Origin of the sequence: Kitasatospora sp. NPDC002551, assembly GCF_040296005.1 — a bacterium.
Lineage (GTDB): Bacteria > Actinomycetota > Actinomycetes > Streptomycetales > Streptomycetaceae > Kitasatospora.
On record NZ_JBEOWI010000032.1, the window covers coordinates 68,017 to 87,650 of the forward strand.

Here is a 19,634-nt window from a genome sequence, read left to right on the forward strand (position 1 = left end):
TCCGAGCCGGGGCCGGCGTCGCCGACTCCGCCGAGGCGACCGGCACGGCACCCGGCGGAACCACCGTCACCTCCGGCCGAGGGCCAAGGGCGGGGGGAGGCCGCCCCCGGGCCGCCCTGTTGCGTCGTGCTAGCGTGCCCGGCCGAGGGGGATGATTCGCATGAGGAGATCCCGACGGTGGGCGGGGGCGGCGGTGGCCACCGCGCTGGCCGCCGCCCTGGCGGTCGTGGGGGTGGCCGGGTACCGGTGGCTCACCGACGGCTACGGGCACCCGTTCGGCGACGAGCGCGCCTGCGCGGGGACCGACGTACCGCTGGAGCGGGCCCTGCAGGCCCGGGGCATCACCCTGCCCCCGGGCGCGACGGACGTGCACTACACCGCCCGCGCCCATCCGCCGGACGGGGAGCCGAAGCTGATCGTGGCGTTCCGCAGCACCCGGCAGGCGATGAGCGCCCAGCTGACCGCGAACGGCCTGGACGCCGGTCTGCTCCCCCGGCTCGACCAGGGCACGTTCATGGTCGGCGACGTGTTCGACGCACCGGGCACCTGCGGAACCACGGGCCGGGCACCGGCGGTCGCGGTCCCGCAGGGGCCGACCTCGACCGGTGCGGTCTACAGCATCGCCGTCGAGTTGGACGGCCACACGATCCGCGACAGCACGGCGGTCCTCCTGACCACCCCGGCCCGCTGACCCCTCGTCCGGGCCCGGGGCTGCGGCTGCTTCCGTTGCAGCCGCAGCCCCGTGAGGGACACGGCGACGGTGAGCGCCGACGCCGGCAGCGCGTCGGTGCGCGAGTCCTCCCGGACGATCATCACCGCGTACAGCCCGAGGAGCCGGTCCCGGCGGCCGGGCACCGGGTGCGCGGCCGCGAGGCCGATCCAGGTCATGGAGACGGTGTCGCCGGTGATGCGCGCGGTGGACGCGCCGGGCATGCCGCGGTGGTCGAGGGTGGCGGCGAACGGGTTCCCGCCGCCGGCGGCGGGGAACGGCCGGAGGGCCTCGCGACCGCGCGTGCCCCGGCGGGGTGTCGGGGCACGGGCGGCGGGCGGGTCAGGGCCGCGGGGAGGTCGCGGCGGTGCGGAAGGAGGCGAGGGAGTCGGTGAGGGCCCTGGTCACCGGGCCCTGTTGGGTGTTGAGGTAGAAGTGGCCGCCGGGGAAGGCGTGGAGGCGGAAGCCGCCGGAGGTGACCTCCGCCCAGCGCTCGGCCTCCTGCCGGGTCACCTGGGGATCGGCGTCGCCGGTCAGTACGGTGATCGGGGAGCGCAGCGGCGGGCCGGCGCGGTGGACGTACGTCTCGACGGCCGTGTAGTCGGCGCGCAGGCACGGCAGGATCATCCGCCGGATGTCCTCGTCCTCCAGGAGGGCGCTGTCGGTGCCGTTCAGCCGCTGGACCTCGGCGAGGACGCCGGCGTCGTCGCGCAGGTGCACGGTCTCGTGCCGCGTGGTGGTCGGCGAGCGGCGGCCCGAGACGATCAGGCCGAGCAGGTCGACGGAGCCCTCGGCCTCCAGCCGGCGGGCCGTCTCGTAACCGAGGACGGCGCCCATGCTGTGCCCGAAGAACACCAGGGGGCGTTCGGTGCGGGGGCGCAGCACCGTGCAGATGGCGTCGGCGAACGCCTCGACGGTGTCCAGGCAGGGTTCGTGGCGGCGGTCCTGGCGGCCCGGGTACTGCAGGCAGAGCACCTCCGTCTGCGGTCCGAGCGCGGCGGACAGCGGCTGGAAGTAGCTGGCGGAGCCGCCGGCGTGCGGGAAGGCGACCAGGGTGACGGCGGCGTCGGGGGCCGGGCGGTACTGCCGGAGCCAGCGCCCGCTCAGCTCCTGGAGGACGGGGTCGGACATCAGGGGAATCCGTTTCTCGTGGTGGGCCGGTACGGCCGGTCAGCGGGCGAAGCGTAGCGGCAGTTCGGCGAGCCCGCGCAGGAAATCCGAGGGACGCCAGGTCAAGCGACCGGGCGGGACGGCGAGTTCCAGCACGGGGAAGCGGGCCAGGGTCTCGGTCAGCGCGACCCTGATCTCCTGCCTGGCCAGCTGGTGGCCGAGGCAGAAGTGCGGGCCGTGGCCGAAGGCGAGGTGCCCGGTGGTCGGGCGCAGCAGGTCGAAGGCGTGCGGGTCGGCGCGGACGGCCGGGTCCCGGTTGGCGGCCGACGGCAGGAAGCGGACCAGCTCGCCCTTGCGGACGACCACGCCCTCGATCTCGATGTCGTCGAGCGCGACCCGGTTGGTGGTCGACAGCAGGGAGCCCCGGTAGCGCAGCGCCTCCTCGCCGGCGCTCGCCACCAGCTCCGGGTCGGCCCGGAGCGCGGCCAACTGGTCCGGGTGGTTGAGGAGTTCGAGCAGCGCGCTGGCGATGACGTAGGCGGTGGTGACGTGTCCGGCGAACAGCAGGACGGAGCAGAAACCGACGAGTTCCTCCCGGGTGAGGGCCTGTCCGTCGTCCAGCCGGGCGCCGACGAGCTCGCTCAGCAGGTCCTCGGTCGGCTGCCGGCGCTTCGCCTCGACCAGATTGGTGCAGTAGGCGGCGAAGGCGTCCGTCGCGGCCTGGCGGACCGGTGCCGAGGGCGAGTCCATGTTCGTGACCCGGGTGTGGAACACCTCGCGGTCCTCCCGCGGCACGCCGAGCAGCTCGCAGATCACCTCCAGCGGGAAGGGGTTGGCGAAGGCGGTCACGAAGTCGGCCTCCCCCCCGGCGGGAAGGCCGTCCAGCAGGCCGCGGGCGATCTCGGTGAGGCGGGGTTCCAGCGAGCGCACCGCGCGGGAGGCGAAGGCGGCGCTGACCAGCCGGCGGTAGCGCGCGTGCTCCGGATTGTCCTGCTCGAAGAGGACGATCGGGCTGTCCGGGATCTGCGCGGCCTGCGGCGCGTGCCGGTGGAGGTCGCTGGAGAGCCGGGCGTCGCCGAGCAGCCGCCGGGAGGGTTCGGAGCCGAGGACGGTCCACGCCTCGGTGCCGTCGGCCTGCCGGGTGCGGATCACCGGGTGACGGCGGGCCAGCTGCCCGAGCTCGCGTTCCGCGTCGGGCAGGGAGGAGATCTGGACGAGGTCCAGGACGGGGATCACGCCTGTCCCTCCGGTCCGTCCGGGGTGGCGGTGATCCGGGGGAGGTCCCGGAGCCACAGGCGGCGGCTCGCGATGCGCCAGCGGTCCCCGTCCTTCTCCAGCAGGTCGACGTACGAGCCGCTGCGGCCGATCTCGTGGCTGCCGTCGTCGAGGGCGAAGGTGACGGAGAGCAGCGAGCGTGCCTCGGCGGTGTTCCCGTCCAGGCGGACGACGACCGTGTTGCCGGTGAGGTGGCGCTGGTGGGCGCCGCGCGTCTCGGTGTGGTGGCGGTACAGCGCGGCCATCGCGAAGACGATCCGCTCGCGGGTGGTCACCGAGGGCGGGAAGCCCTCGGGAGCCGGGGTGAAGGTGAAGCTCGCGTCCTCGGTGAAGAGGTCGCCGAGCGCGTCGAAGTCGCCGGAGTCGTAGTACAGGCTGTAGGCGGCGATGACGTCCTGGATGGCGGCCCGGTCGGCGAGGAACGCCGCGTCGAGGTGGCCGGTCGAGCCGGGGGCCGGAAGCAGCGGGGCGGGCGTCGCGGGGGTGGTCGGGGGCATGGGTGATGGTCCCTTCGTCGGTCGTGTCGTCGTGCGGTCGTGCGGTCGTCGGCCGGCCCGGGGCCGGAGGTCCGGGCGGGGTCACGGGGCGGGCCGGACCAGCCCCTCGATCCAGGTGCGCACCGCGGCGCCGGTCCGGTCCGCGTGTTCGCCGATCATGGTGCAGTGGTCGCCCTCGACCTCCACGGCGGTGTGCTCGTGGGGCCAGGAGGAGCGCCAGTCCTCACCGGTCATCGGCTCCTCGGGCGAGCCCGGGACGCAGCGCGACGGGCGGACGAACAGCGTCGGCACCGTGGCCGGCTCGGGCTCCCAGCCGCGGAACATCCGCCGGTAGCTGCCGATCGCGGTGAGTCCGGTGTAGCCGAGCGCGGTGAACGCCTGCCGGCGCACGATCACCTCGTAGTTCATCGCCTTGCGCATGCGGCGTGACATGGTGGCCGGCAGGTAGGTGTCCAGCAGCACCTGGCCGGCCGGCGCGGTGCCGGCCGCCTGGAGCCGGCTGGTGACGCCGTGGGCGAGCCAGCCGCTGGAGGAGTAGCCGAGCAGCACGAACGGCTCGCCCTCGGCGCAGCGCAGGGTCGCGTCGGTGAGCAGGTCCAGCAGGACGTCGCGGGAGGCCGCGAGCGGCTCGCCGGGGCGGAAGCCGGGGACGGTCAGCACGGCGGTGCCGCAGAAGCCGTCGAAGGCGGTGGCCAGCCGGCCGAACTGGATGGTGCCGTCGACCGGGGCGAACGGCGGGAAGCAGATCAGCCTCGGGTGCTCGCCGCCCTGCGACATCCGCACGTGGCCGGCCAGGCCGGCCAGCTGCGCGAGGTCCGCGCTGACCTCGCGCAGGCCGGACGCGCCGACCAGCAGCGCCTCCGCGTCGTCCATCTGCCCGCGCAGGGCCAGCTGACGGTAGACGGAGCCGAGCAGTTCGTTGGACTCCTCCGCGCCCGGCCGCGGCACGTGGCGCGCGGCGCTCCCGTCCTCCAGGGCGCGGGCCAGGTGCGCGGCGAGCGCCGCCGGGCTGGTGTGGTCGTAGACCAGGGTGCTGGGGAGGTCGAGGCCGGTGGCCTCGCCGAGCCGCCGGGCGAGCCCGACGGTGGCCAGCGAGTCGAAGCCCATCCCGCGGAAGGGCTGGTCCGGATCGACGGCGCCGGCGTCGGCGTGGCCGAGCTGGGCGGCCGTCTCGGTGCGGACCAGGTCGAGCAGTTCGGCGGCGAGCCGGGCCGGGGAACGCTCGGCGGAGCGGTCCCGGAGCGGGTGCGGCTCGGTTTCGTGCGGCTCGGTTTCGGGCGCCGGGCTCGCCGGGCGTTCCGGGCCGGCCGCCACGAGGTCGGCGATCAGCGGCCGGGGGCGGGCGGCGGCGTAGCTGTGCGCGAGCCGGGTCCAGTCCACGTCGGCGACCGTCACGCAGGTCAGGTCCTCGTCCAGCGCCTGGCCGAGGGCCGTCAGGGCGGTGGCCGGGTCCATCGGCCGCACCCCGAGCCGGCCGAGGTGACGTCCGGCCTCGCCGTCGGCCATGCCGCCGGCGGCCCAGGGGCCCCAGGCGACGGCGGTGGCGGTGACCCCGCGCTGCCGGCGGCGCAGGGCGAGGGCGTCCAGGTGGGCGTTGGCGGCCGCGTAGGCGCCCTGCGCGGCGCCGCCCCAGACCCCGGCGCCGGAGGAGAAGAGCACGAAGGCGTCCAGCTCGGCCGTGGCGAACAGCTCGTCCAGCGCCAGCGCCCCGGCGGCCTTGCCGGTGACGGTGTCGGCGATCCCGGCCGGGTCGGTGTCGAGCAGCCGGGCCGGGCCGGCGACACCGGCGGCGTGCACCACCGTGCGGATGCGCGGGAGTTCCTCGCCCAGGGCCTCGCGGAGCCGGTCGGCGGCGTCCGGGGCGGTGAGGTCGCAGGCGATCGGCACCAGGTCGGCGCCGCCGGCCTTGAGGTCGGCCCGCAGCTCGTCGAGGCCGGGGGTGTCGGGGCCCCGGCGGCCCAGCACCAGCACCCGCTCGGCCCCGCGGGCGGCGAGCCAGCGGGCCGCGTGCCCGCCCAGGGCGCCGGTGCCGCCGGTGATCAGCGCGGTGCCGCCGGTCCGCCAGCGGCGGGCGGGGCGGGCGGGGCCGTCCGCGCCGGAGGGCCGGGACAGCCGGCGGCCGAAGGTGCCGAGCGGGCGGATCGCGAACTGGTCCTCTCCCCCGGCGTCGGCCAGGACGGCGAGCAGGGTCGCCAGGGAGCGCTCGTCGGGAGTGGCCGGCAGGTCGGCCAACCCGCCCCAGCTGAGGGGGTGTTCGAGGGCGACGACGCCGCCCAGACCCCAGATCCCGGCGCCCGTGGCGGAGGCCACGTCCTCGCCCAGCACCGAGACGGCGCCGGCCGTCAGGCACCAGAGCGGGGCGGCGATGTCCGCGTCCGCCAGCGCCTGGACCAGGGTGACGGTGGCCGTCACGGCGCGGACCAGGCGCGCTGCGCCGTCACCCTCGTCCTCCGCCGCCGCCCCGAGCAGCGAGACGACCCCGGCGAGGTCCGTCTCCGCGGCCGACTCGCGGAGCCAGGAGGCGAGTTCGGCCCGGTCGGCGGCCTTGGCGTCGAGCTCGCGGTGCAGGACCCGGGCGCCCCCGGCGGTGAGCGCCTCCCCCACCGCGGCGGCGATGTCGCCGGCGGCGGCGGAGTGGACGAGGAGCCAGCGCCCGGTGGGCGCGGCGTCGGGCGCGGCGGGCGTCCACGGCTCCCAGCGCAGCTCGTGGCGCCAGGACCGGGCGGTCCGCGCGGCGCGGTCCTCGGTGCGCCAGGCGGAGAGCGCGGGCAGCAGGTCGCCCAGCGGCGCGTCCGCGGGGACGTCCAGCAGTGCGGTGATCCGGTCGAGGTCGGCCTGCTCGACGGCCTCCCAGAACCCGCCGTCCGCGGGTTCGGCGGCCGGCTGCGGGGCCGGTTCCGCGGCGGGCGACTCGTGGGCGAGCCAGTAGGGGCGGCCCTGGAAGGGGTAGGTCGGCAGGTCCACCCGGCGGGCGCCGGTCACGGCCGGGGCCCAGTCGACCGGGGTGCCGCGGACGAAGGCGGTGGCGAGTCCCGCCGCCAGGGTCTCCCTCGGGTCGCGTCCCCGGCGCTGGGCGGGGACGGTGGCGGTGTCCGTGCCGGCCGTGCACTCCGCGACCATCGGCGTCAGCGCCGCCTCCGGGCCCAGTTCGACGAACACCGAAGCGCCCACACCCCGGGCCGAGGCCACCGCGTCCGCGAAACGCACCGGCTCACACACCTGCCGCACCCAGTACTCCGGGTCACACACCTCCGCCGCCGTCGCGATACGACCCGTCACATCCGACGCCAGCGGGATCGACGGCTCCCTCAGCTCGACACCCGCCACCACCTCCCGCAGCTGTGTCAGGACCGGCTCCATCAGCACCGAATGGAACGCGTGCGACACCGCCAACCGCGAGGACCGCCACCCCCGCTCCCCGCACAACACCCGGACCTTCTCGACCGCTTCGGCCTCACCCGAGACCACCACCGACGCCGGACCGTTCACCGCCGCGATCCCCACCACACCCACACGACCCTCGGCCAGCAGCGCCACCACCTGCGCCTCACTCGCCCCCACCGCCAACATCGCCCCACCCGAAGGAAGTCCACCCATCAACCGGGCCCGCGCCGCCACCAGAGCGACCGCACCCTCCAACGAGAACACCCCGGCCACATACGCCGCCACGATCCCGCCCAGCGAATGCCCCAGCACCACCTCCGGCACCGCAACCCACGAACGCCACAACCGGTACAACGCCACCTCGAACGCGAACAGCACCGGCTGCACCACAGCCGTACCATCCCCAACCACCTCCCCCGGCTCCCCCAGCAACACCCCCCGCACCGAGAACGGCACCACCCCCTCGAACACCCCACACACCTCATCCACCGCCGCAGCGAACACCGGGAACGAGTCGTACAACACCCGCCCCACACCCGCACACCGCACACCCTGACCCGTGAAGACCACGGCATGCTTGCCGGCCGCCCCCGCACCGCGCGGCACCACCCCGGTCACCACGGCCGGGGTCCCGGCCGGCCGGGGCACGCCGTCGGCGAGCGCCGTCAGTCCGGCCGTCAACTCGGTGAGGTCGCGGCCGAGCAGCACGGCGCGCTGCTCCAGCAGGGCCCGGCCGGTGACGGCGGACCAGGCGACATCGGCGGGCCGGGCCTCCGGGTGCTCGCCGACCCAGTCGCGCAGCCGGGCCGCCTGGGCCCGCAGCGCCTCGGGGGTCCGGGCCGACAGCACCCACGGAACGAGTCCGCCCACCCCGGCCCCGGAGGGCGGCTCCGGCAACGGCTCCGCCGGTTCCGGGGCCTGTTCGAGGATCACGTGCGCGTTGGTGCCGCTGATCCCGAACGAGGACACGCCGACGCGGCGCGGCCGGCCCGTCTCCGGCCACTCCACCGCCTCGGTCAGCAGCTCGACCGCGCCCGCCGACCAGTCCACGTGCGGCGACGGCGCGTCCACGTGCAACGACTTCGGCAGCACCCCGTGCCGCATCGCCATCACCATCTTGATCACACCCGCCACACCCGCCGCCGCCTGGGTGTGACCGATGTTCGACTTCACCGAGCCCAGCCGCAGCGGCTCACCGGCCCGCTCACGCCCGTACGTCGCCAGCAGCGCCTGCGCCTCGATCGGGTCACCCAGCGTCGTCCCCGTGCCGTGCGCCTCCACCACGTCCACCTCGTCCGTGGAGAGCCCCGCGTTCACCAGGGCCTGGCGGATCACCCGCTCCTGCGACGGGCCGTTCGGCGCGGACAGGCCGTTGGACGCGCCGTCCTGGTTCACCGCCGAGCCGCGCACCACCGCGAGCACGGGATGCCCGTTGCGCACCGCGTCCGACAGCCGTTCCAGCAGCAGCAGGCCCACGCCCTCGCCCCAGCCGGTCCCGTCCGCCGCCGCCGCGAACGGCTTGCACCGCCCGTCCGCCGCCAGACCGTTCTGCCGGGAGAACTCCACGAAGGCGGTCGGCCGGGCCATCACGGTCACGCCGCCGGCCAGCGCCAGGTCGCAGTCCCCCGCCCGCAGCGCCTGCGCCGCCGTGTGCAGGGCGACCAGGGACGAGGAGCAGGCGGTGTCCAGGGTCACCGCCGGGCCCTCCAGGCCGAGCACGTAGGAGACCCGGCCGGAGACCACGGACATCGAGCCGCCGGTCACCCGGTGGCCCGCCACCGCCGGGGCGGCGTCCGGCCGGCCACCGCCGTAGCCGAGCGCGGAGGCGCCGACGAAGACGCCGGTCCGGCTGCGCCGCAGCGAGAGCGGGTCGATGCCGGCGCGCTCCACGGTCTCCCAGGCGGTCTCCAGCAGCAGGCGCTGCTGCGGGTCCATCGCCAGCGCCTCGAAGGGCGAGATGCCGAAGAAGTCCGCGTCGAACTCGGCGGCCTCGTAGACGAATCCGCCCTGCCGGGTGGCGGAGCCGGCGGCGTCGTCCCCCTCGGGCCCGGTCGCCCAGCCCCGGTCGGCCGGGAAGGCGCCGATCGCGTCGGTGCCCTCCGTCACCAGGTGCCACAGGTCCTCGGCGGAGCGGACCCCGCCGGGCAGCCGGCAGCCGGTCGCGACGATCGCGATCGGCTCCCGGCCGGCCTGTTCGGCCTCCCGCAGCCGCTGTTTGGTCTCGCGCAGGTCCGTGGCGGTCATCCGCAGGAAGTGGCGGAGCTTCTCCTCGTTCGACCCGGACCCGTTGTACGGGTTCGGCGCGCCGGGCGCGGTGGCCTCGGTCGACATGTGTGCACCCCTGTTCGGTTCGAGAAATCCGGTGTGAACGGCTGCTCAGGAGATCCCGAACTCCTCCCCGAGGATGTCGAACATCTCGTCGTCGGTGGCGGTGCGCAGATCGCGCCCGGCGTCGGCCGACGGGCGCGGCCCGCCGCGCAGCCGGTCCGCCAGCTCGGTCAGCCGGTCGGCGACGCGGTCACGGTCCGCGGCGCCGGACAGCGCCGCCAGGCCGGCCTCCAGCCGGTCCAGCTCGTCGAGCGCCGAGACGTTCCGGGTGGTGTCGTCGAACAGTTCGGCGCCGAGGTGGGCGGCCAGCGCCTGCGCCGTCGGGTGGTCGAAGACCAGCGTGGTCGGCAGCTCAAGCCCGGTGGCCGCGACCAGCCGGTTGCGCAGACCGACGGCGGCCAGCGAGTCGAACCCGAGGTCGCGGAACGGCCGTTCGGGCTCGATCTCGGCCGGATCGGCGTGGCCCAGCTGGGCGGCGACCTCGGCGCACACCAGGGTGACGAACTCGGCGTGCCGGTCGTCGGCGGACAGCCCGGTGAGGCGCTCGCGCAGCAGCTCGGGCGCCCGGGCGCCGCCGCCCGGCTCCGGCTCGGCCGGCGCCGGGGCCTCGGCCGCGACCAGCTCCGCGATCAGCGGGCGCGGGCGGGCGGCGGTGTAGCCGACGGCGAAGCGCGGCCAGTCGAGGTCGGCGACGGTCACCCGCTCCAGGTCCTCCTCCACGGCCTGGCGCAGCGCTTCGAGGGCGAGCTCCGGGTCCATCGCCGTCACCCCGATCCGGTCGAGCGCCGCCGAGACGGCCTCGCCGTCCGACATCCCGCCGCCCGCCCAGCGGCCCCAGGCGACGGCGGTGGCGGCCCGGCCCTCGCCCCGGCGCCGGGCGGCGAGGGCGTCGAGGCAGGCGTTGGCCGCCGCGTAGGCGCCCTGGCCGGCTCCGCCCCACACCCCGGCACCCGAGGTGAAGAGCACGAAGGTCCCGGCTTCGTCGGCGCGCAGCAGTTCGTCCAGCGCGAGGGCGCCGCCGACCTTGGCGGCGACCGCCTCGGCGATGGACGCGCGGGTCATCCGGTCGAGCGGCCCGCCGACCTCGGCGCCCGCCGCGTGGACCACGGTGTCCACCCGCAGTCCCCGGCCGCGCAGGTCGGCCAGCAGGGCGGCGAGGGCCTCGCGGTCACTGACGTCGCAGGCGGCGATCTCCACCTCGGCGCCGGCCGCCGACAGCTCCTCGCGCAGCTCCGCGGCCCCCGGTGCGGCCTCGCCGCGCCGGCCGGCCAGCACGAGGTGCTCCACCCCGCCGCGGACCAGCCACCGGGCGACGTGCCCGCCGAGCGCCCCGGTGCCGCCGGTGACCAGCGCGGTGCGGCCGGGGTGCCAGGGGGTGTCCCGGCGGGGGGCGCCCTCGGCGTGCGGGAACCGGGCGAGGCGCCGAACGAAGGTGCCGAGCGGGCGGATCGCGATCTCGTCCTCCGCCGAGCCGGCGCCGAGCACGGCCGCCAGGATCGCGCAGGAGCGCTCGTCGGCGGTCTCGGGCAGGTCGACCAGGCCGCCCCAGCGGTCCGGGTGTTCGAGGCCGGCGACGCGGCCGAGCCCCCAGAGGGCGGCGGCCGTCGTACTGGGCGGGGGCTCCCCGAGGGGGGACGCCGCGCCCCGGGTGGCGCACCAGAGCGGCGCGTCGAGGCCGGCGTCGCCGAGGGCCTGGACGAGCGTGGCCAGCCCGTCCAGGGCAGCGGTCGGGTCGGCCTGGGCCGGCCCGGGATCGGGCAGCAGCAGGACGCCGGCGGGCGCGGTCTCCCGCAGCCAGTCGGCGAGTTCGGCGCGCCCGGCCGGCACCGCGCCGGGTTCGGGGGCGAGCGCCTCGGCGCCGGCCGCGGTGAGCGCGCCGACCACGGCGGCGCGCAGCCCGGCGTCCGCCGGGGCGAGGACGAGCCAGCGCCCGGTGCGCCGGCCGGCCACGGCGGGGGCGTCCGCCCACGGCTCCCACCGCTCGGTGTAGCGCCAGGAGCGGGCCACGGTGTCGGCCCGCCGGCGGGTGCGCCAGGCGGCGAGGGCCGGCAGGACCTCGTGCAGCGGCGCGTCCTCGGGGACGTCGAGCAGCGCGGCGAGGCCCGGTGCGTCGGAGGAGGTGACGGTGTCCCACAGGGTGCCGTCGACCGGGTCGCCGCCGGGGGCGGCGGACCGCTTGGCGCGGCCGGGCAGCGCGGTCCCGCCGTCCGGGTCGAGCCAGTAGCGGCGGCCCTGGAAGGCGTAGGTGGGCAGGTCGACCCGGCGCACGCCGGGCCGGTGCAGCAGGCCGGCCCAGTCCACCGGCACGCCGCGGGCGTGGGCGGTGGCCAGGGCGGTGACCAGCTGGTGCGGACCGCCCGCGTCGCGCCGCAGGGTGTGCAGCACGGTGCCGGGGGTGGCGGCTTCGGCGATGAGGTCCTCCAGGGGCACGACGAGCCCGGGGTGCGGGCTGCACTCCAGGAAGACGGCGTGCCCCTCCGCGAGGGCCGCGCGCACCGCCGTGTCCAGCCGGACGGTGCCGCGCAGGTTGTCGTACCAGTACGAACCCGCCAGCTGCTCGGGCGAGTCGACCGCCTCGCCGGTGACCGTCGAGTACATCGGCACCCGGCCCGGCAGCGGGGCGACGTCCGCCAGCAGCGCCTGGAGGTCGTCGCGCAGCGCGTCCATGTGCCCGGAGTGCGAGGCGTAGTCGACCGGGATCCAGCGGGCCCGGACGTCCTCGCGCTCGCACCGCTCGGCCACGGCGGCCAGCGCCTCGACGGCTCCGGAGAGCACCACGCTCGACGGCCCGTTGACCGCGGCCAGCGACAACCGACCGTCGCCGTCGACGAGTTCGGCGGCGCGCTCGGCCGGGAGGCCGACCGAGAGCATCCCGCCGCCGGTCCCGGAGACCCGCCGCAGCGCCTGGGCGCGCAATACCACCACCCGGACGGCGTCCTCCAGGGACAGCAGCCCGGCCACGTGGGCGGCGGCGATCTCGCCCTGCGAGTGCCCGATCACCGCGGCCGGCCGCACCCCGCACGACTCCCACCACCGCGCCAGACCCACCATCACCGCGAACAGCACGGGCTGCACCACGTCCACCCGCTCCAGCAGCGCACCCGAACCGTCCCGCAACACCTCCAGCAACGACCAGTCCGTCAGCGGATCCATCACCCCCGCACACTCCTCCACCGAGGCCGCGAACACCGCGCTGGAGAGCAGCAGTTCGGCCGCCATCCCGGCCCACTGCGAGCCCTGGCCCGGGAACACGAACACCGGGCCGGTGACGGCGGCGCCGGGGCCGCCCGCGTCCCCCGGGACGGCGTTCGGAGCGGTGGAGGCCGTCCCGTCCGCCACCGCCCGCAGGCCGGCGGCGATCTCGGCGCCGTCGCGGCCCCAGACCACCGCGCGGCGCTCCAGGGCGGCCCGCCCGGCAGCCAACGACCAGGCAGCGTCGGCGATTTCGGCGTCCGGGCGGGCGGTGAGCCACTGCCCGAGGCGCTCGGCCTGCGCGCGCAGCGCGCCCTCGGTGCGGGCCGAGAGCACCCAGGGCACCACCCCGGCCAGGCCCGCGGGCTCCCCGGCGCCCGGCCCGGCGGGGGCCTCGACGGCGGGCGCCTGCTCCAGGATGACGTGCGCGTTGGTGCCGCTGATCCCGAACGAGGACACCGCCGCGCGGCGCGGGCGGTCCAGCTCGGGCCAGGGGCGGCCCTCGGCGAGCAGTTCGACCCGGCCGGCCGTCCAGTCGACGTGCGGGGTCGGCGCGTCGACGTGCAGGGTCTTCGGCAGCGTGCCGTGGCGCATCGCCATCACCATCTTGATCACGCCGGCCACGCCCGCCGCGGCCTGGGTGTGGCCGAAGTTGGACTTCACCGAGCCGAGCCAGAGCGGCCGCTCCTCGGGGCGGTCCTGGCCGTAGGTGGCGAGCAGGGCCTGGGCCTCGATCGGATCGCCGAGGACCGTGCCGGTGCCGTGCGCCTCCACCGCGTCGACGTCGGCCGTGGTCAGCCGCGCGTTGGCCAGCGCCTGGCGGATCACCCGCTGCTGGGACGGCCCGTTGGGGGCGGTGAGGCCGTTGGAGGCGCCGTCCTGGTTGATCGCCGAGCCGCGGACGACCGCCAGCACGGGGTGCCCGTTGCGGCGGGCGTCGGAGAGCCGCTCCAGCAGCAGCATGCCGATGCCCTCGCCCCAGGCGGTGCCGTCCGCGCCGGCCGCGAAGGACTTGCAGCGGCCGTTCGGGGCCAGCCCTCGCTGGCGGGCGAACTCCACGAAGACGCTCGGGGTCGACATGATCGTCACCCCGCCGGCCAGCGCGAGGTCGCACTCCCCGGTGCGCAGCGCGTGGCTCGCCCAGTGCAGCGACACCAGTGAGGAGGAGCAGGCCGAGTCGACGGTGACGGCCGCGCCCTCCAGTCCGAGGGTGTAGGCGACGCGCCCGGAGGCGACGCCGAAGGAGTTGCCGTTGCCGATGTACGCCTCCAGCTCGTCGTCGACGTCCTGGACCCGGCCGGCGGCGTAGTCCGAGTACATCAGTCCGGCGAAGACGGAGGTGTTGCTGCCGCGCAGCGAGAGCGGGTCGATGCCGGCCCGTTCGAAGGCCTCCCAGGAGGTCTCCAGCAGCAGGCGCTGCTGCGGGTCCATCGCGAGCGCCTCACGCGGCGAGATGCCGAACAGCTCCGAGTCGAAGCGGTCGATGCCGTGCATGAACGCGCCCTCGCGGGTGTAGAAGCGCCCGGAGCGGTCCGGGTCCGGGTCGTACAGCCCGGCGAGGTCCCAGCCCCGGTCGGTGGGCAGCGGCGAGACGGTGTCCACGCCGTCGGCGACGACGCGCCAGAGGTCCTCGGGGCTCGCGATGCCGCCGGGGAAGCGGCAGCTCATGGCGACGATGGCGATCGGCTCGTCCACCGCCGTCCGGGCCGGGGCGGCGGCCGGGGCCCGGCCGTACTCGGGCAGGCTGAGCAGCTCGGTGCGCAGGAAGCGGGCGAGCGCGGTGGAGCTGGGGTAGTCGAACAGGACGGTCGCCGGGAGCCGCAGGCCGGTCGCGGTGTTGAGGCGGTTGCGCATCTCCAGCGCGGTCAGCGAGTCGAAGCCCAGCTCGGTGAAGGCCCGGTCGGCGCCGACCGTCTCGGGACCGGAGTGTCCGAGCACGACGGCGGCCTGCCGGCGGGTCAGGTCGGTGAGCAGCTGGACCTGCTCGGCCTCGGGGCGGCCGGCCAGGCGCTGGGCGAGCCGGCGGGCCTCCTCGCCGCCCGCCCGGCGCCGCGCCGGGACGAGTCCGCTGAGGATGAGCGGCAGTTCGTCGAAGCGGCGCAGCGCGGCCAGGTCGAGCCGGACGGGGGCGAGCAGCGCCTCGTCCTGGGCGAGGGCGGCGTCGAACAGGGCGAGGCCCTGCTCGGCGGAGAGCGCGAGCACGCCGCTGCGGTCGATGCGGTGGCGGTCGGTGGCGCTGAAGTCCTCCCGCATCAGGCCGCTCTCCTCCTCCCACAGGCCCCAGGCCAGCGAGACGCCGGGCAGGCCGGCCGCCCGCCGGTGCTGGGCGAGGGCGTCCAGGAAGGCGTTGCCGGCCGCGTAGTTGGCCTGGCCGCGGCTGCCGATGACGCCGGCGACGGAGGAGTAGAGCACGAAGGCGGTGAGGTCGAGGTCGCGGGTGAGTTCGTGCAGGTGGAGGGCGGCATCCACCTTGGGGCGCAGCACGGGGGCGACGCGCTCGGGCGTCAGGGCGGCGATCACGCCGTCGTCCACGGCGCCGGCGGTGTGCACCACGGCGCGCAGCGGGTGCTCGGCGGGGACGGTGGCGAGCAGGGCTTCCAGGGCCGCCCGGTCCGCGGCGTCGCAGGCGGCGACCTCGACGGTGGCGCCCAGGGCGGCGAGCTCGGCGGCGAGGTCCGCGGCACCGGGGGCGTTCGGGCCGCGCCGGCTGGTCAGCAGCAGCCGGCGGACGCCGTGGACTTCGGCCAGGTGCCGGGCGACGAGGGCGCCGAGCGCGCCGGTGCCGCCGGTGACGAGGACGGTGCCGTCCGGGTCGAAGGCGGGCCGGGCGGGCCCGACGGTCTCGGCAGTCTCGGCGGGGCCGCTGCGGGCGATCCGCGGGGCGTACAAGGTGCCGGCGCGCAGGGCGAGTTGTGGTTCGCCGGTCTCGGCGGCGGTCGCGGTGGCGGCGGCCAGGGCGGACACCGAGGCCGGGTCGTCGTCGAGGTCGACCAGGACGATCCGGTCCGGGTTCTCCGACATGGCGGAGCGCACCAGGCCGCCGACCGCGGCGGCGGCGAGGTCGCGCACCGGGTCGCCGGCGCCCACCGAGACCGCCCCGCGGGTCACCACGGCCAGGCGGGTGCCGGTGAGGCGGGGGTCGGCGAGCCAGGTCTGGACGGTGTCCAGGGCGCGGGTGACGGCGGTGTGCACGGCCTGCGCCGGAGGCAGGCCCGGGGCCCCGGCGGCGGGCCAGGGCAGCACGGCCACGGCCGGGGCGGGCAGGCCGTCGTCCAGGGCGCGGGCGAGGGCCGCGAGGTCGGTGTGCCGGGAGGCGTCCGGAGCGGGGGCCAGGTCGTCGTCCCCGACCACCGCCCAGGTGCCGGCGGCGGGGGCGGCGGGCCGCGCCGGGTGGGGCAGCGCGGTCCAGCGCACGGCGTACAGCGGGTCCTGACGGGCGGTGGCGGCGGCGCGCAGCTTCTCCGCCGAGACCGGCCGCACGGACAGCGAGCCGACCTCGGCGACCGGCCGGCCGTGGGCGTCGGCGAGGGTCAGGGTGACGGCCTCCGGGCCGGTGCGCCGCAGCCGCGCCCGCACCGCCGCGGCGCCGGGGGCGAACAGGCGCACGTCGCGCCAGGAGAACGGGAGCGAGACCGGTCCGGCGCCGGGGTCGGCGCGGTCGGCGAAGGCCGCGAGGCCGAGCAGGTGCTGGGTGGCGTCCATCAGCGCCGGGTGGACGCCGAAGCGGTCGGCGTCGTGGGCGACGGCCTCGGGCAGCGCGATCTCCCCGTACACGTCCTCGCCGTGCCGGGCGGCGGCGCGCACACCGAGGAAGGCCGGGCCGTAGGCGACGCCGGCGTCGGCGAGCCAGTCGTAGAAGCCGTCGAGCGGGACGCCGCCCTCCTCGGCCGGCGGCCGGGCCGGCGGCTCGGCGGGGGCGGTGCCGTCGGCGCGGGCCAGGGTGCCGACCGCGTGGCGGGTCCACGGCTCGCCGGCGTCGCCCGTGTCGGGCCGCGAGTGGATCGCGACGGCCCGCCGGCCGCCGCCGTCCGGGGCCTCCAGCCACAGCTGAAGCTGGAGGGCGCCGCGCTCGGGCAGGACCAGCGGGGCCTCCAGGGAGAGTTCCTCGACGAGTTCGCAGCCGGCCCGCCGGCCGGCGTGCAGGGCGAGCTCCAGGAAGGCGGTCCCCGGCAGCAGCACGGTGCCGAGCACCACGTGGTCGCCGAGCCAGGGGTGGCTGTCGAGCGAGAGCAGGCCGGTGAACAGCGAGCCGTGTCCGTCCGCGAGTTCGACCATGGCGCCGAGCAGCGGGTGGTCCGCCGGGCCCTGCCCGAGGCCGGTCGCGTCGGTGACCCCGACACCCGCGTCCAGCCAGAACCGGCGGCGCTCGAAGGCCTGGGTGGGCAGCTCGACCCGGCGCCGGCCGAGCACGGCCGGATCGGTGACGGTGCCCGCGGTGAGCGCCGCCCAGTCCACCGCCGTGCCGCGCACGAAGGCCCGGCCCAGCGCCGTCAGGACGCCCCGGGCGGTGGGGCCCTCGCGGTCGGCGGTGGGGATGACGGCGACCGTGCCGTCGGCCTCCTCGGCGGCGAGGCACTCGGTGACCATCGGCGTCAGCACGGCCCCGGGGCCGAGTTCGACGAACTCGCTCGCCCCGGCCGCCCGCAGCGCGCCGACCGCGTCGGCGAAGCGGACGGTGCCCCGCAGGTTGGCGACCCAGTGGGCCGGATCGCGCAGGCGTTCGGGGGCGGTGAGCGCGCCGGTGACGGTGGAGACGAGCGGGATCCCCGCGCGGCGCGGGCGCAGACCGTCGACGACGGTGGCGAACTTCTCCAGCACCGGGTCCATCAGTTCGGAGTGGAAGGCGTGCGAGACCGGCAGCCGGGTGTGCCGCCAGCCGCGTTCCGCGCAGACGGCGCGGACCCGCTCGACGGCCTCCGCGGTGCCGGAGACCACCACGCTCGCGGGCCCGTTGACGGCGGCCAGGCCGACCCCGGCCAGCGGGGCCAGGACGGCGGCGGTCTCGGCCTCGCCCGCCCCGACCGCGAGCATCGCGCCGCCGGCCGGCAGCGCGGCCATCAGCCGGGCGCGGGCGGCGACCAGGGTGACGGCGTCCTCCAGGGTGAGCGCCCCGGCCACGTGCGCGGCGACGATCTCGCCCAGCGAGTGGCCGGCCACGTGGTCGGGCGCCGGCGCCCACGCGGTCCACAGCCGGTAGAGGGCCACCTCGTAGGCGAACAGGGCCGGCTGGGCGACGCCGGTGTCCTCGGCCGGCGCCGACGGCCCGTCGGGCTCGCCGAGCAGCACCTCGCGGACGGAGAACGGTGTCACGCCCTCGAAGGCGGCGCAGACCTCGTCCAGCGCGGCGGCGAACACCGGGAAGGCCTCGTACGCCTCGCGCGCGACGCCCCTGGTCCGGGTGCCCTGGCCGGTGAACAGGACGGCGGTGCGGCCGGTCCGGCGCGGCGCGGCGCCCCGCGGCGCGTCCGCGGCGCCGTCCGCGACGGCGCCCAGCTCCGCGGCCCGCGCGGCGAGGTCGGACCCGACCAGGACCGCCCGGTGTTCCAGCACGGCCCGCCCCGAGGCCAGCGACCAGGCCACGTCGGCCGGCCGGGCCCCGGGGTGCGCGAGCGCCCAGTCGCGCAGCCGGGCGGCCTGGGCGCGCAGCCCGGCCCCGGTGCGCGCGCTGACCACCCACGGCACGGGGGCCGGCGACGGCGCGGCGCTCTCCTGCTCGGCGGGCGCCCGGTCCTCGGCCGGCTCCTCCTCGATGATCACGTGCGCGTTGGTGCCGCTGACCCCGAAGGAGGAGACGCCGGCCCGGCGCACCCGCTCCCCCGCCGGCCAGGCCACCGGCTCGGTCAGCAGCTCGACCGAGCCGGTCGCCCAGTCGACCACGGGCGTGGGCTCCTCGGCGTGCAGGGTGCGCGGCAGCAGGCCGTGCCGCAGCGCCAGCACCGTCTTGATGACGCCCGCCACGCCGGCGGCGGCCTGGGTGTGGCCGAGGTTGGACTTCACCGAGCCGAGACGCAGCGGCCGTCCGGCCGGCCGGTCCTGACCGTAGGTGGCGAGCAGGGCCTGGGCCTCGATCGGGTCGCCGAGCACCGTGCCGGTGCCGTGCGCCTCGACCGCGTCCACGTCCGCCGGGCTCAGCCGGGCGCCGGCGAGGGCCTGGCGGATCACCCGCTCCTGCGCCAGGTCGTTGGGCGCGGTCAGGCCGTTGGAGGCGCCGTCCTGGTTGACCGCCGACCCCCGCACCACGGCGAGCACGGAGTGCCCGTGGCGCCGCGCGTCGGAGAGCCGCTCGACCAGCAGCATGCCGACGCCCTCGCTCCAGCCGGTGCCGTCGGCCGCCGCCGAGAAGGACTTGCACCGCCCGTCCGCCGCCAGGCCCCGCTGGCGGGCGAACTCGTCGAAGGCGCCCGGGGTCGCCAGGACGGTGGCGCCGCCGGCCAGCGCGAGGTCGCACTCCCCGGCCCGCAGCGCCTGGCAGGCCAGGTGCAGGGCGACCAGCGAGGAGGAACAGGCCGTGTCGACGGTGACCGCCGCGCCCTCCAGGCCCAGGGTGTAGGCGATCCGGCCGGAGGCGACGCTGGTCAGGCTGCCGGTCAGCAGGTGGCCCTCGACCTCCTTGGGGACGCTGGGCAGCCGGGACAGGTAGTCGCTCGCGATCACCCCGACGAAGACGCCGGTCCGGCTGCCGCGCAGCGAGGTCGGATCGATCCCGGCCCGCTCGACCGCCTCCCAGGAGGCCTCCAGCAGCAGCCGCTGCTGCGGGTCCATCGCCAGCGCCTCGCGCGGCGAGATCCCGAAGAAGCCGGGGTCGAAGTCGGCCGCGTCGTCCAGGAAGCCTCCCCGGTAGGCGCTGCCGGCCGCGCTCTCGGCGTGCTCCCAGCCGCGCCCGGAGGGGATGCCGGTGATGGCGTCGCCGCCGGTGCGCACCAGCTCCCACAGCTCCTCGGGCGAGCCGACCCCGCCGGGGTAGCGGCACTGCATGCCGACGATGGCGATGGGCTCGTGCCACCGGTCCTCGGCGTCGCGCAGCAGCGTCCGGGTCTCGTGCAGCTCGTTGGCCGCACGCCGCAGGTAGTCGCGCAGTTGCTCTTCGTTCGCCATCGTTGGTCTGCTCCGTGAGTGTCCGCGAGGGACGGGGATGCCCC

The 19,634-nt window shown here is 77.0% G+C and carries 6 protein-coding genes and 1 pseudogene; 1 reads left to right on the plus strand and 6 read right to left on the minus strand.

The features are described 5' to 3' along the window. The first annotated feature begins 160 nt into the window (after positions 1-160). Complete coding sequence (locus ABT093_RS25235) at positions 161-691, plus strand: hypothetical protein (protein WP_350568348.1); 531 nt, start codon at positions 161-163, stop codon at positions 689-691. On the opposite strand, the gene ABT093_RS25240 is transcribed toward ABT093_RS25235, so the two are convergent. From ABT093_RS25240 to ABT093_RS25265, 6 genes and pseudogenes are all read right to left on the minus strand, one after another. Then, on the minus strand, positions 613-933 hold the full coding sequence (locus ABT093_RS25240) for a hypothetical protein (protein WP_350568350.1): 321 nt from the start codon (positions 931-933) through the stop codon (positions 613-615). The genes ABT093_RS25235 and ABT093_RS25240 overlap by 79 nt on opposite strands. A 118-nt stretch (positions 934-1,051) precedes the next feature. Next, entirely contained in the window at positions 1,052-1,840 is a 789-nt protein-coding gene (locus ABT093_RS25245) for a thioesterase II family protein (RefSeq protein WP_350568353.1), read from the minus strand. Between the two features lie 39 nt (positions 1,841-1,879). Then, positions 1,880-3,055, minus strand: coding sequence for a cytochrome P450 family protein (locus tag ABT093_RS25250; protein WP_350568355.1), 1,176 nt, complete (start codon positions 3,053-3,055; stop codon positions 1,880-1,882). Further along, a complete protein-coding gene (locus ABT093_RS25255) occupies positions 3,052-3,591 on the minus strand; it encodes a nuclear transport factor 2 family protein (RefSeq protein WP_350568357.1) in 540 nt (179 codons plus the stop codon). The genes ABT093_RS25250 and ABT093_RS25255 overlap by 4 nt, the downstream gene beginning before the upstream one ends. An 81-nt stretch (positions 3,592-3,672) precedes the next feature. Further along, positions 3,673-9,156 (minus strand): annotated as a pseudogene (locus tag ABT093_RS25260) (type I polyketide synthase); the annotation flags it as partial. A gap of 195 nt (positions 9,157-9,351) precedes the next feature. Beyond that, positions 9,352-19,590 (minus strand): type I polyketide synthase, encoded by a 10,239-nt coding sequence (locus tag ABT093_RS25265; RefSeq protein ID WP_350568361.1) that lies wholly within the window; start codon positions 19,588-19,590, stop codon positions 9,352-9,354. Positions 19,591-19,634: the final 44 nt, after the last annotated feature.

Coding starts and splice junctions, on each gene's coding strand:
- ABT093_RS25265 (WP_350568361.1), bottom strand. CDS start 19,590: ATGGCGAACGAAGAGCAACTGCGCGACTACCTGCGGCGTGCGGCCAAC.
- ABT093_RS25240 (WP_350568350.1), bottom strand. CDS start 933: ATGCCCGGCGCGTCCACCGCGCGCATCACCGGCGACACCGTCTCCATG.
- ABT093_RS25255 (WP_350568357.1), bottom strand. CDS start 3,591: ATGCCCCCGACCACCCCCGCGACGCCCGCCCCGCTGCTTCCGGCCCCC.
- ABT093_RS25235 (WP_350568348.1), top strand. CDS start 161: ATGAGGAGATCCCGACGGTGGGCGGGGGCGGCGGTGGCCACCGCGCTG.
- ABT093_RS25245 (WP_350568353.1), bottom strand. CDS start 1,840: ATGTCCGACCCCGTCCTCCAGGAGCTGAGCGGGCGCTGGCTCCGGCAG.